We start from the raw sequence: 13,603 nt of genomic DNA on the forward strand, positions 1-13,603 counted from the left end.
AGGAAATTGAAGCTACTGAGGTCGCATTGGCGAACAGCCATTAAAACACTACAAGGCTTAATTCTGGAGCCACAAGCATGCTATTAAATTCGAGGGGATCCCTCAGACTCAGAGTGTTTTTGGCAAACTAATTCAAGGCGAATGGATGACATAATGGTTGTTCCCTTGTGAGTTCATTCAACGCAGAAATAGGCAGCTAAAAACGCTCCTTACAGGCGAGTTTTAGCGGTTCTGATCCTGTGTTAACGAGTTTAACCGTAGAATTACTATGCTCTTCACTCGTTGCCTTGCCTCAGCACCGCTAAACTCTCGCTGAGCGAGCAAATCTTTATACTGAATGGTATTAGCATGAGGTCCTAGGACCTCAACTTTTGTCATGCATCTCTTGGCAGGCCCTTTTCGACGCTGCGGATCACTCGTTGAGTTTTGCGGTTAGGCGCAAAAGTTTCCTGAACCAATCGCTCTCGTTGCTGGATCAACGCCCACTCTATATGTTCAATCACCAGCTCATTCACTTCATCTGATTGTTTTCTTAACTCTAGAGCATCGATGATGGCCTGTGAGGCTGGCGCATTTCCCAGTGCTACTGCGATATTTCTCAGCCAACGTTGATGGCCGATACGGCGAATTGGACTGCCTTCGGTGATCTTAAGGAACTCTGCTTCACCCCAGTTAAAGAGAGTGAGTAACTTAGGTTGTTTAAGCAGATCTCGGGTGTGGAAATCACTTTCAATTGTAAGTGGTGCTTTACTGTTTACCGGACACACTAGTTGGCAGTCATCACAGCCGTAGATACGATTTCCAATTAGGGAGCGAAACTCCTCAGGAATAGCGCCTTGAAGCTCGATTGTTAGATAGGAGATGCAACGTCTTCCGTCAACAATATAAGGCGCTACAATGGCATTAGTCGGGCAGGATTTTATGCAGGCGACACAGGTATTGCAGCCCTCTTTTACTGGGATGTCGACTGGCAAGGGGAGGTCGATTAATAACTCCCCGAGAAAGAACCAACTGCCAGCATCTTCATTGAGTAATAGGCTATGTTTACCAGTCCAACCCAAACCCGCTTTATCCGCAAGAGGGCGTTCTAAGATGGGCGCCGAGTCGACAAAGGGGCGGAAATTTGTCTTACCAGCATCTAAGGTATCCAGTTCTGCTTGGATTCTTTGTCCCAGATGTTTAAGGCGATTTCGAATCAGTTTATGGTAATCACGGCCTCCTGCGTAGCGGGAAATATAGGCGAGATTGGGATCTTGTAAGTTGGTTGCGAAACCTGCTTGTGGTGGCAAGTAATCCATTCGAGCTGATATGACTCTAATGGTACCCGGGTGCAGTTCATATGGTCGGGCACGCATCATGCCATGGGCTTCCATATACCCCATGTCACCGTGGTAGCCCTTATCTAACCACTGCTGCAGTTTAGGTTCCTCCTCGGTTAAATCAGTATCACAGATACCAATTTGAGCGAAGCCAAGTTCCTTTCCCCATTGCTTAATCTTTAAAGCCAGTTGAGAAAGTTCGCTTGGCGTGAGGGAACTTGAATTTGATAAGACTGATGCTGTTTCTGACATAGAGAAGCTAAGGTTTAAGGAATACCTGAATATGATAGCAGGAATTTAGATCAGGCTGTTATCTCGTTCAGCATCGTGTTACTGATAGCGCGGTTTCTGCCCGCTGTTTTAGCTTCATAAAGAGCGATATCAGCTCGTTGCAGCAGTTCTGAGAATGAACTGTCTTGCTCTTTTGCCACGACTCCAGCACTTATCGACATCGCTAACTCCTCAGCAAGGCCTGAAAGGTCTGTCATAGAGATAGATTCAACGAATCTTTTTGCAATTTTCATTGCTTGTTCCAATGTTGTGCCTGGTAGGAGAATAAGAAATTCTTCGCCACCAACACGTCCGACTAAATCGGTTTTCCTCATCATTAGATTACTGGCGTTAGCAAGCTCGACTAACACCTTGTCTCCGATATCATGACCAAATTTATCATTAATATTTTTAAAGTTATCGGCATCAAATAGAATGAGCGCTAAGCTGCTACTTTTATCAGAAAAAAACTTTTCACCTTCAGAGTATGTACGTCGACGATTCGCTAGCTTAGTGAGATGGTCGGTCAGAGCCAAAATGGTCAAAAGTTTAGACTTTTGTGCTTGCTTGATGGCTAATAAGGAGATAAAAAACAGCATAATAACGACTAAGGTCAGTACTGCAAATTGAAGGTATCTGTTTTGCTTAAGGATCTGAACCTCATGCTCTTTAGCCATCTGTAATTGAATGAGTTGTTTGTTTTCAGTTTCAATTTGTTCAGTATTAAAACGTGCGCGCATTTCTGCTGTGCGACTAGATTGCATTTTAGCGTCAAGCTCATTATGTAACTGCACATATTGCTCTAAGGAGTGAAATGCTTTGGGCCAGTTATTCAGTGCCGTGTATACCTGACTTTCAAACAGTGACAGTTCAGCTAATCCACGCTTATTTTGTACCCGCTTGAACGCTGCTCTGGCTTCAGAAAGATCAAGGAGTGCTTCATTATGTTCATTGTCGGTAAAGTGGACTTCCGCTTCAAATAGCTTCATAAAACTGTAAAAAGCTTCCTCGCTTGGGGTAATGGAGGCTTTTGCAATGGTTAAAAAAGTGTTGGCCTCAGCGACTTTATCAAGTTTTAGTAAGCTTCCTGATATATTGACCGCGATGGTTGCTGCACTGAAACTGTCGTCTTGTTCAAACCAATAGTCATATGCTTGGGTGTAATACTCTAAAGCTTGTTCATATTCACCGAGTTGCTCATAGGCTATCGCCATTTCGGTAATCATGAGAATTGCTGAATCGTTGTCGTTTAACTTGAGGTATTCAGTTTCGAGTTGTTTGTAATATTTAATCGCAGTTTGCGGATCCCCAAATCGTCGATAGCTAGTTGCCAAATCGGATAGGTTAATCTGGCTCCAATGGCTGAGGTTGAGATTGTCATATAGGTGTTGGGCTGTGATCAAATCTTCCAGTGCAATAGAGAAATTACCCTGAAACGAGTACATGGCACCACGTAAGCTACGGGCATCGGCGATCAGCTTAAGTGATTCTATTTGATAGGCTTGTTGTATGACTTCATTGTAACCATCGATTGCCTGTGCGACTTGACCGTTTAGTTCCTGAAACCAAGCTTTACACAGCTTAATGTCGAGCAGAGACTCTTTATATTGTTTTGTATAGGTTTTTTCAATTTGTTTGTTGGCAAATGCAATAGCCTGAGTTCTTTGATTTTCATTACTGGCATCATAATTCCAACAACGTAGTGCCTGTAATCTGAGGTAGTTTGCTTGATCTTGTTCTGGGATACTGGCTTTTAGGATTGCCAGTTTTTGGATTAATTGTTCATGTGAGAGTGTGATCCCACTTTCTAGTTCAGTAAAAATTGATTCAACGGACTGAGGTTCTTCGGCTTTGGCAGAGGACAAGCCAACTAAAGAGCTTAATAAGTAAAAGCTTAATATTAAGGGGATTATCTTTTTAAGCACTTTTGAGTCACTCTATGGTTCATTCATTATTTTTTGCTTGCTATTTAACCATAATTGCTCGGTTTAATCACTAGTAAAAATAAGGACTAATTAAAGGCATGACTGAATTATAGGGGATATGTGAGCGATTAAAAGTGGTGATGGACACTCATATCGAATTAGTTTTTTGCATTTAACTTTAGGGCTAGGTATAACTGCACGCCTTATTTATTCCCCTTTAGAAATACTGGTGAGATTTGTATTCGCCGTTGTATGACTTGTTGCTGCGAGTCAGTAATGGGGTGATCAAGATTACGTTGAAGGTGTCTTAATTGGGGGTGGTTATAGGTATCGAATTAGGTTTCTATTTTACAGACCCCAGCAAAAGGCATTACCATTGCACCCATAGCGGGTAATGGTAACTATGGCCTGTATATTAACGGCACTTTTTTGTGGCCCATTTTAATTAATCTTTAGAGCAAAATCATGATTGATATTACACCTGAGTACAAAGCTCGAGTTGAGCAAGTTTCACTAAATGTGTCTAACGTGGTTATTCCAATGGATAAGCTGCCTGATAATCTATTAGAAGCCTATGCAAACCTATGTAATGAACTGCTTGAAGACAGTGACGAGAAATTTGCTAAAGGATGGGAGGCGTTACCAAACAGCGCTAAAGCCCTATTACCTCAATCGGATTTTCATGGCTTTTATATCGCGAATGCTTGGTTGCAATTGAGTCGAGTCGCTCAGGATATCTCTGACATGGCTGATAGTGATGATGCGATTGCTGAAAATGAATACAGCAACATCTTTACAAAAATCTCTGATGAATCATTTAAAGAGAGCGCTAAGAAGCTAAAAAAATCGCGGACAAATAGAGCTCTGCTTAACAGTCTGCGCGCTGTTGTCGATGGTAAGTAATCTTTAAAGTGTTTAACTGTCATTCATTAATATGGATGACAGTTACTTTAAGTTCTATCTATCATAAAACTTCTACCATCTAAGCAGAAGTCAGTAAGACTGCAAAAAGTAATCGTTAATCCTATCTGTAAGCCTAACTTAAAGCCGTGACCAATTCTGTCGAAGATAATCTGCACCAATCCTTCCATGACAATACTACGCTAAATCCATTTCTGATTACTGCCAACTGATCGCATTTGGTTTTCTCAACATATATCCAATAGCAATTAATCAATCCATATCCTACATTTAATGGGTAAAGATAAAACCTCCCATCACTCTGAGCTATTAGAGGGAAATAGAGATGCGAAACGTTATTCACTTCTTTGGCATGAGCGATTCTACGTCACGAGGGGCTGCTCTTATGAGTTTGGGCGTTAATTCCACTCTTTGGCATGCTCTAGCCTTACTTTTTTTAGTTTTTATACATACAAGTGTCAACGCAAAAGCATTAGATCCTGTAAAAAAAGAGGCATTACTATTTGGCATGTCAACGGCATTGAGTGGACCTGCTGAACAGCTAGGTAAAAATATGCTGTTAGGCGTCAATATGAGGTTTGAGGAGGAGAATAATCAGGGCGGGGTTAATGGACACCCTCTAGAGTTGGTTGCACTCGATGATGGTTATGAGCCGATTAGAACAGCCCCCAATATGCGTGCTTTGATTGAGCAGGAGCAAGTTCTTGCAGTTATTGGCAATGTTGGTACTCCTACCGCTATCTCAGCCATTCCTATCGCTAATGAAAAGCAGACCTTACTTTTTGCGCCTTTTACAGGGGCTGGTGTTTTACGTAAATCTCCTCCTGATCGCTATATTATTAACTATCGTGCAAGCTATGCGGAAGAGACCTCAACCATGGTAGAGGCTCTGATTAAACATGCAGGTTTAAAGCCTGAAGAGATCGCTTTTTTTACTCAACGAGATGGCTATGGTGATGCTGGATATATTGGGGGGATAACAGCGTTACTCAAAAATGGTTTGAAATCTAAGTCGCTGGTTGTCCACGGTCGATATGAGCGTAACACTTTGTCAGTCGACAACGCCCTTGCCGATATTTTACTCGCTGAAACGCCGCCGAAGGCCATTATTATGGTTGGTGCATATGCCCCTTGTGCTCGCTTTATCAAACTGGCCCAAGAAGCGGGGATTAAAGCCTTATTTCTCAACGTCTCTTTTGTGGGTAGTGCTCCGCTAGCTCGGCAATTAGGGGAGCATTTTAGCGGTGTTATTGTCACTCAAGTGGTTCCTCACCCTAGTGATCTTTCTGTGCCAATCGTTAAACAATACCAAGATGCGTTGAAAACGATTACACCCGATACCCAAGCATCTTTTGGTAGCCTAGAAGGGTATATAGCAGCAACAATCATGATTAAGGCTTTAAAGACAATTGACGGTAAACCGACGAGAGAATCACTTATCGATGCAGTGGAAGGACTGGGACAATTTGATATCGGGATCGGGAAATCGCTCTTTTTTGATACCAAGAATCATCAAGCAAGTCATACCGTTTGGCCCACTAGGTTGCAAGGTGGCAAGTTTGTCCCTTTTGAGTGGGCTGATATAGCTTCATTTTTAGATTTATGATGGTCAATTTATGATAAAAGCGCCAGCAGAAGCAAAGCGAGTAGCCAAAATGCTATGGGCCATTATTGGCCTGACGATAGTGACCTCCATTGGGGTTAATTTGTCTATGGGTTGGGGGATTAAAAACCAACGAGATCAGTTAGCTAAATTATCCGGTGAAACCCTTAGATTTGCAGAGCAAGAGTCAAGAGTTCGTTATGAACTTGGTAAAGGGCGGTTGGCGTTGATCAAGCTGCTGAATATCGATGAACCTGTAGATGAAGAAGCTGGAAACTCATCGATAATTAACCTGGAAAGTAGCATTGAGTCCCTTGTAAATAGCGAGGTATTAACCTCTTCTCCCGAGAACCAACTTTTGTTGGCTCGTTGGAAAGGCTTGAAGGTTAGAGGGCAAAATTTCAGTCGTTTATTAGTTAAAATGCAACTGTGGCGCAGTCGACATGAGATGCTAAATCAGGATGTCAGAAATAAAATATCGCTAAATGAGGTGCGTGTTTGTCTACTGGAAATTCATGCCTTAATCAATGACTCTGCGGGGCGAGAGCGTATTCGAGGTTCTCTTCAAATTAGGCAATTTAAAAAAGCCCAAGGTGAAACAGCCAATTATCTTGCACGTGAAATTGTTGATACTTACTTAAAAAAACTCAGAGGAGGACGAGATAATCTTCAAATTGAGATTGCTGGTATTCAACAGCTTGTCGAAGTCTTAAGTGGGGTTAATCAATATGATCAGCTAGTCGATATTAAAGACAATCAGTTGAAGCCAGGATTAGAGCGTTTACAACAAGACATGGAAAAGGCGCTTATTACCAATGATATTAATGGCACGGCTGAACTGGAAGCACTAAGAGTTGCGTTGTTTGGCGATGACTATGTCATTGACGAAAAACATCAAACTATCCACGTAAGTCAGGGAGGGTTTTATACTCTTCGCCAAGATTTCCTATTGATGCAGCAGGAAAGGCAGCAGTTTAAGCAAGAGCTGGAAGCCTTGGTGCTGGATATGGAGCAAGAGTTAGGCAGCATTGTGATGCTTGAAAAAAACAGGCAAAAAGTGATAGACGAGAAGTCGGGAGATGAGCTGGCGTTGACATGGATGTGGGTGTTGATATTGAGTCTGGTTGGTGCACTTATCTTTTTAATTTTGATTCGTAGAGTGTTTAGTGCAATCGAGAAGCAAGTTGCGGCACTAGCTATTTTGAAGCAAAAAGCGGAGAAATCTAAGCACACAGCTGAAGCCGCATTGAGTAAATTAGACCTTGCTCAAGAGACGTTAATTCAGTCTGAACAAATGGCAGCTTTAGGGACTTTAGTCGCTGGTGTTGCTCACGAAGTCAATACTCCAATTGGGGTTTGTGTTACCGCTATCTCTACTTTGAAAGAGGAGATGGATAAGCTCGAAAATGACTATAAGAATGAGACTCTTGAACATGAAGGAATAGAGAGTTATTTCGACGTCAGTAGAGTTGCCGAATCACTCATTTCAAGCAACCTAGCAAGGGCAAGCGATCTTATTCGAAGCTTTAAACAGGTGGCTGTAGGCCAGCATGTTGACGATAGAGTTACCTTCGAATTAACCTCATTTATTGAGGAGTCCATGATTAGTCTTAAGCATGAATTGAAGATGGGGCAGCATAAATTGCACATTAAAGGTTCAGGTGCCATCTACGTCTATGTTACGCCGAACAAGATATGGCAAATTGTCAGTAATCTGGTACTGAACGCTGTTCGCCATGGTTTTAGTGATCGAACTTTAGGTACGATCAATATTGAGGTGGGGGAACTCTCTGATAATGTCTATTTTTCCGTAGAGGATGACGGACGTGGGATGAACGAAGAGACTATGAAAAAATGCTTTGACCCTTTTTATACCACGGCTAAAGTGACCGGAGGGAGCGGCTTGGGCCTGTCTATCGTGCATAATTTGATCACGCAGGGGTTAGGTGGAAGTATCGATGTCGAATATAAAAATAGAGAGAAAGGGGTGAAGTTTACCGTTATTTTCCCTAGAGGCCTCGACGGTGAGCAATCTGAACTTGAGAATGAAGCTGAAGAGATTGCACCAATAGAAGATCATTAAACCATTCTTCTTTGGTAAATCTTCATAAGTGTTCCTGACACAACGAAGATTTTTTACCATCCATGGCAAATCTTCATAAGTGTTCCAGACACAAAAAAGCCACCGGTTCTGGTGGCTTAGTTTATTTAGGCTTTAGATCATGAGTTCTAGGTACTTGATGTGTAGTAAGTCATTACTTAGCAAAAAGTCACAATTAGACAGCTACTTAACTGTTTTAACGCCATCTGGAGTACCGATTAACAGCACATCAGCTCCGCGATTAGCGAATAAGCCATTAGTGACCACACCGACTATCTTGTTGATCTGTTCTTCAAGCTCTTTTGGATTCATTATCTTCATGTTGTACACGTCGATGATAATATTACCGTTATCAGTTATAACGCCTTCACGGTAAACAGGATCTCCACCGAGTTTGACCAGTTGGCGAGCGACATATGAACGTGCCATTGGGATGACTTCAACAGGAAGCGGGAACTCACCCAAAATATCAACTTGTTTGGTGTTATCAACGATACAGATAAATTTCCCCGCAACCGCGGCAACAATTTTTTCACGAGTTAATGCGGCTCCACCGCCTTTGATCATGTCCATATGACCGTTGATCTCATCGGCGCCATCGACATACACAGAAAGCTCATCGACAGAATTAAGATCATATACTGGGATCCCAAGCGCTTTCATCTTTTGTGTCGATGCTTCAGAGCTCGATACAGCTCCCTCAATATCGGCCTTCATTGTCGCTAAGGCATCAATAAAGTGATTGACGGTAGAACCTGTGCCAACACCAACAATACTGTCTTTTTCTACGTATTCTAGTGCTGCCCAACCGGCGGCTTTCTTCATCTCATCTTGTGTCATACTGGCGTCCTGTAAGGAGTATTTCATAAAATTCTGTGCGTATTATACGCTTACGCAAGCGTCACTGTCAGTCTTAGTGTCCCATTTTTACGGATGATTTTTTATCACTTGTGTTTGTTTAACCTTTGAAAAAACTGGGTGGATTAATTTGGTACTCAGGAGTAGCTTATCGCTATGTGTTTTATCTTCTCTTTCTTATCAGTAGTTGAAGGAGTCAATTGGCTTTAGGGAGTTATTATGGCAGGAGCGAGTCTACTGACATTGTTAGATGATATTGCGGCAATCTTAGATGATGTGGCCTTGATGAGTAAGGTGGCTGCCAGAAAGACAGCTGGCGTACTAGGTGATGATTTAGCGCTTAATGCACAACAGGTATCGGGCGTTAGTGCTGATAGAGAGTTACCTGTGGTGTGGGCGGTAGCTCTAGGCTCATTGAAAAATAAATGCATTTTAGTGCCTGCTGCACTGCTTATCAGTGCTTTTATTCCACAGGCTATTACGCCTTTGTTGATGTTTGGTGGCCTGTTTCTTTGTTATGAGGGGTTTGAGAAGCTCTACCACAGCTATTTTCATAAGAAAGCTAAACAAGGTGAAGAGCACGAAATTGTGCCTGTCATAGAGGATTTAGCCGCTTATGAAAAAGATAAGATAAAAGGGGCGATTCGTACTGATTTTGTTTTATCAGCTGAGATCATCGCCATTACTTTAGGCGTTGTGGCAGAGGCAAGCTTCTTAACTCAAGTATTTACTCTGTCGACGATCGCTCTATTGATGACCATTGGCGTCTATGGATTAGTGGCAGGGATCGTCAAGCTCGATGATCTTGGTTTATATTTGAATCGAAGAGAAGGAAGTGGTGTCTTGACTCGCTTTGGGCGTTGGTTTGGTGGAGGCTTGGTCAATGCGGCCCCATACTTGATGAAAGGGCTAACCGTGGTGGGGACCATTGCCATGTTTATGGTGGGTGGCGGGATCTTAACTCACGGGCTGCATGTGGTGAGTGAGCAGTTTGCGCATATTGCGGCTCTACTGGGTGAGCTGGCTGTTGTTGGGTCAACACTCTCTTTTATCACTCCAAGTTTGCTTAATACCCTGTTTGGTGTCATTGCCGGCGCGTTGGCGTTGGCGTTAATCTCAGGAGTACAAAAGATCCGAGGCAAATAGTCCCGTGATGGCCGAGCAATTCGGCCCATCTTCTCTATAAAGTTTACTTTTTCACCCAACACTACGGGTAACATTTTGTATCTAGGATTGTTTCCAGGACAACTTAAAGATAACATCTCATCAACCTTTGGCAGTTATAGTGTCATCGTTTCTCCAAGGAGTTGGAAGGCGGGCGCTCAATAGGAAGTTAAATTGTGATGAAGAAGTTAATATTAAGCCTTGCCCTGAGCTCTACCTTGGTTGCCTGTGGTGGCAGCGACTCTGTTGAAGTAACCCCAACCCCACCGCCTACACTTGCTGCCGATGTTTGTTACTTGATGGAGACCAGTATGGGGGACGTTAAATTAGCTGTCGATCTGACTAACACTCCAATTACCGGTAAAAACTTTAAGCAGTATGTGGATGATGGCTTTTATGACGGAATGATATTTCATCGAGTTATTACACAATTTATGGCTCAAACCGGAGGCTTTACTCCTGGGTTAGTGAGTAAAGAAGGTCGCGGTCCGATAGTGAATGAATCTGATGTGGGCATTAAAAATATTCGCGGAACGTTAGCAATGGCTCGTACAAGCTCGCCTAATTCAGCGACATCTCAATTCTTTATCAACGCTGTTGATAATGATTTCTTAGACAAAGAGAACGCACAAGATGGTGTTGGTTATGCGGTCTTTGGTAAGGTTATTGAGGGAATGGAGGATGTGATGGATCAGATCGACATCGTTGTTACTGGTGTTGCAAAAGATCCTAAAGGGAATAATTATGGTGATGTTCCTGTTGAAGATATTGTGATTAATAAGATTGCAGAAACGGCTTGCCCAACGAGTTAAACGTTATTTGGCCATCGTTGATCTACTCCAATAAAGCTAGGATGATGTTCCTAGCTTTTTTGTTTTAAAGATAGCGACCTAGGCCATTTGGATAAGCAGGGCTTTATTGGCTTTTAAGTAACTGAGCGCACAGCTTTACAAAATCTGATGAGGTTACGATCCCCTCAATCTTACCTTCTGAGTCAACAACAGGCAGACAGCCAAGCTTGTTCTCTATGAAATATTCAGCAACGCTGGCAAGGGACTCATCTCTATTCAATTGTTGAAAGTCCGACTCCATTAATGATTGGATCCTTTGATTACGCTCTTTTCTCTCCAACGCATCAGCCCCATATTTATAGATCATTGACATCACGGTGCTGATCATCTTCTTATGAGTGAGTATGCCCACTAACATCCCGTTAGATTCTGAAACCACTGGCAGATGGCGAACACCGCGACTTTGCATCAAGTCGTGTGCATCTTTTAAGCTGGCTTCGTGACTGAGACAGACTAGCTTAGTCGTCATAATATCGCTGACTTTCATAAAAATTCCTTTTAATGCACTAACTTATTCGAACAATTATACCGACTAACAGAGTTCACTTTCTGAAACATTGATCAAACTTATGGATTTTTGTCATATGAATGTCATAGTGGTGTTGCAAATTAGATACTCGTTAGACCTCTTACCACTATGAGATGATAAAAATAAAGGAATAATAATAATGAATCGGTCTTTTACACGTCGAGATTTTTTAGCCATGTCAGCTAAAGGTGTGGGTGCTGCAGTTGTTTCTTACGGCTTGATGGGCTGTAGCAGCAGTGATGATGACAACAATACAAATCAAGCTAGTTTTATGCATGGAGTTGCCAGTGGCGACCCTAGCCATAGTGCGGTGATTTTATGGACTCGAGCTACCCCAACCAGTGAAGGTGAAGTCAAGGTCAGTTGGGAAGTGGCAACAGATGCTGCTTTTACCGATCTGGTGACCAATGGTGAAATGACCACGACAGCTGATCGTGATTATACCGTGAAGATTGACGCTATCGGCTTAACCTCTGGCACAGCTTATTACTATCGCTTTACATCAGGCGATACAGTGTCTGAAATCGGAATGACACGTACTTTACCTGAAGGAGCTGTTGATTCGGTAAAGCTTGCAGTGATGTCATGCGCTAACTTCCCTGCGGGCTACTTTAATGTGTATGAGCTTGCGGCTCAACAAGAGGAACTGGATGCGGTTGTTCACCTCGGTGATTATATCTATGAGTATGCTCGTGGAGAGTATGCCAGTGAAAATGCTGCTGAGTATGATCGTGAAGTCTTGCCAGCTGGCGAGCTGTTCTCATTAACCGATTATCGAACCCGATACGGACAATATCGCGGTGATGCCAGTTTGCAAAAACTGCATGCAAAGGTGCCATTTATTACCGTATGGGATGACCACGAAGTCGCGAATGACACCTGGTCTGATGGCGCAGAAAACCATAATGAAGGCGAAGGGGACTTTGAAGCTAGAAAGGCCGGTGCCTTGCAAGCCTATTTCGAGTGGCTGCCTATCCGTCCGTGGCGTGAAGGTAATCATGAGGAGATCTACCGCTCCTTTAGTTTCGGTGATCTTGTCGACTTACACATGATGGATACACGCGTATTAGCCCGTGATAAGCCGCTGGATTATGTTGATTATATCGACCCTGCTACTCAAGCTATCGATAGTGCAAAATTTATGGCCGATGTCACCAGTACTGATCGCACCCTGTTAGGTCAAGATCAGTTGCAGTGGTTGCAGCAGACCTTGCTAACTGCGACGGGTAAGTGGCAGGTGTTAGGTCAGCAAGTATTAATGGGCAGAATGCTACTGCCTGCGGCTATTGCGACTCAACAGTTGAGTATTGCTCAGTTTGCTGAATTAGGTGCAATCGCTCAACTTGCAGCGCGTGCTCAGGCAAATGATCCGACTTTAACTGCTAGCGAATATAGTTTCCTTATCGGTAACCAACATAAGCTAACACCTGAGGTGATGGCCCTATTACAGATGCCGAGTATTCCGTACAACTTAGATGCTTGGGATGGGTACGCCTATGAAAGAGAGGTTATCTTAGGGACGGCAAAATCAAAGGGAAGCAACTTGGTCGTGATTGCTGGTGACACGCACAATGCGTGGGCAAATGAGCTTAGCGATGCGGGTGGTGATGCTGTCGGTGTCGAGTTTGCGACCAGTTCGGTATCTTCTCCGGGTCTGGAATTTTATTTAGGGATCCCTGAAGACCAGCAGAGCGCAACAGAGGCGGGAGTGGCTCAGATGGTAGCGGGTCTTGAGTATACTAACCTGCGAGATCGCGGTTTTATGGTACTCACATTTACTGCAGAGCAAGTACGTAGTGACTGGCATTTTGTCGATACTATTGCCTCGACAGAGTTTAGTGAGAATATGGATAAGCGTTACAGTGCGGTTACCCAACTTGGTTCTACAAAAATAATACCTGCTGGATAACACTCTACTTTAGATACAAAAGCCATCTCTGCGGAGGTGGCTTTTTAATATTTAGAGAAAAGAAAATCGGTGTTAAGTTTCAAGTTACAACTTTAAATAGAGCATAAAATCGTTTTTTAGTTTAAAATTTTGCTCCAAAATCTGGTAGGCGCC

At 42.9% G+C, this 13,603-nt stretch carries 10 protein-coding genes; 6 read left to right on the forward strand and 4 right to left on the reverse strand.

Going from position 1 to position 13,603, the window contains the following annotated elements:
• Positions 1-374: 374 nt before the first annotated feature.
• Both queG and FN961_RS24380 read right to left on the reverse strand, forming a co-directional pair.
• Positions 375-1,571: a tRNA epoxyqueuosine(34) reductase QueG gene (queG, locus tag FN961_RS24375; RefSeq protein ID WP_144042743.1), complete on the reverse strand. Its 1,197-nt coding sequence runs from the start codon at positions 1,569-1,571 to the stop codon at positions 375-377.
• A 50-nt stretch (positions 1,572-1,621) separates the two neighbouring features.
• Positions 1,622-3,514: a tetratricopeptide repeat-containing diguanylate cyclase gene (locus FN961_RS24380; protein ID WP_144042744.1), complete on the reverse strand. Its 1,893-nt coding sequence runs from the start codon at positions 3,512-3,514 to the stop codon at positions 1,622-1,624.
• 465 nt (positions 3,515-3,979) lie between these two features.
• Here FN961_RS24380 and FN961_RS24385 point away from each other — a divergent pair, with 465 nt between their 5' ends.
• The 3 genes from FN961_RS24385 (at position 3,980) to FN961_RS24395 (ending at position 8,121) form a co-directional block, all read left to right on the forward strand.
• Positions 3,980-4,417, forward strand: coding sequence for a DUF3069 domain-containing protein (locus FN961_RS24385; protein WP_144042745.1), 438 nt, complete (start codon positions 3,980-3,982; stop codon positions 4,415-4,417).
• Positions 4,418-4,760: 343 nt separating this feature from the next.
• Positions 4,761-6,041 (forward strand): ABC transporter substrate-binding protein, encoded by a 1,281-nt coding sequence (locus FN961_RS24390; protein ID WP_229814804.1) that lies wholly within the window; start codon positions 4,761-4,763, stop codon positions 6,039-6,041.
• A 10-nt stretch (positions 6,042-6,051) separates the two neighbouring features.
• The gene (locus FN961_RS24395) at positions 6,052-8,121 is read left to right on the forward strand and encodes a sensor histidine kinase (protein WP_144042746.1); all 2,070 of its coding nucleotides are present in this window, start codon (positions 6,052-6,054) and stop codon (positions 8,119-8,121) included.
• A gap of 201 nt (positions 8,122-8,322) precedes the next feature.
• On the opposite strand, the gene rpiA is transcribed toward FN961_RS24395, so the two are convergent.
• A complete protein-coding gene (gene rpiA, locus FN961_RS24400; RefSeq protein ID WP_144042765.1) occupies positions 8,323-8,979 on the reverse strand; it encodes a ribose-5-phosphate isomerase RpiA in 657 nt (218 codons plus the stop codon).
• Positions 8,980-9,216: 237 nt separating this feature from the next.
• Between rpiA and FN961_RS24405 the strand changes: the two genes are divergently transcribed.
• Together FN961_RS24405 and FN961_RS24410 are read left to right on the forward strand one after the other, a co-directional pair.
• Positions 9,217-10,143 (forward strand): DUF808 domain-containing protein, encoded by a 927-nt coding sequence (locus FN961_RS24405; RefSeq protein ID WP_144042747.1) that lies wholly within the window; start codon positions 9,217-9,219, stop codon positions 10,141-10,143.
• Positions 10,144-10,340: 197 nt separating this feature from the next.
• The gene (locus FN961_RS24410; protein WP_144042748.1) at positions 10,341-10,973 is read left to right on the forward strand and encodes a peptidylprolyl isomerase; all 633 of its coding nucleotides are present in this window, start codon (positions 10,341-10,343) and stop codon (positions 10,971-10,973) included.
• A gap of 103 nt (positions 10,974-11,076) precedes the next feature.
• Here the strand turns inward: FN961_RS24410 and FN961_RS24415 are convergent, their stop codons facing one another.
• Complete coding sequence (locus FN961_RS24415; protein WP_144042749.1) at positions 11,077-11,499, reverse strand: CBS domain-containing protein; 423 nt, start codon at positions 11,497-11,499, stop codon at positions 11,077-11,079.
• 181 nt (positions 11,500-11,680) lie between these two features.
• Between FN961_RS24415 and FN961_RS24420 the strand changes: the two genes are divergently transcribed.
• Positions 11,681-13,450 carry an alkaline phosphatase D family protein gene (locus FN961_RS24420; RefSeq protein WP_144042750.1) on the forward strand — a complete coding sequence of 590 codons (1,770 nt, stop codon included), beginning with the start codon at positions 11,681-11,683 and terminating at the stop codon, positions 13,448-13,450.
• Positions 13,451-13,603: the final 153 nt, after the last annotated feature.

The sequence above is a fragment of the Shewanella hanedai genome (genome assembly GCF_007197645.1).
Classification (GTDB): domain Bacteria; phylum Pseudomonadota; class Gammaproteobacteria; order Enterobacterales; family Shewanellaceae; genus Shewanella; species Shewanella hanedai.

Coding starts and splice junctions, on each gene's coding strand:
- queG (WP_144042743.1), bottom strand. CDS start 1,571: ATGTCAGAAACAGCATCAGTCTTATCAAATTCAAGTTCCCTCACGCCA.
- FN961_RS24385 (WP_144042745.1), top strand. CDS start 3,980: ATGATTGATATTACACCTGAGTACAAAGCTCGAGTTGAGCAAGTTTCA.
- FN961_RS24390 (WP_229814804.1), top strand. CDS start 4,761: ATGCGAAACGTTATTCACTTCTTTGGCATGAGCGATTCTACGTCACGA.
- FN961_RS24395 (WP_144042746.1), top strand. CDS start 6,052: ATGATAAAAGCGCCAGCAGAAGCAAAGCGAGTAGCCAAAATGCTATGG.
- rpiA (WP_144042765.1), bottom strand. CDS start 8,979: ATGACACAAGATGAGATGAAGAAAGCCGCCGGTTGGGCAGCACTAGAA.
- FN961_RS24405 (WP_144042747.1), top strand. CDS start 9,217: ATGGCAGGAGCGAGTCTACTGACATTGTTAGATGATATTGCGGCAATC.
- FN961_RS24410 (WP_144042748.1), top strand. CDS start 10,341: ATGAAGAAGTTAATATTAAGCCTTGCCCTGAGCTCTACCTTGGTTGCC.
- FN961_RS24415 (WP_144042749.1), bottom strand. CDS start 11,499: ATGAAAGTCAGCGATATTATGACGACTAAGCTAGTCTGTCTCAGTCAC.
- FN961_RS24420 (WP_144042750.1), top strand. CDS start 11,681: ATGAATCGGTCTTTTACACGTCGAGATTTTTTAGCCATGTCAGCTAAA.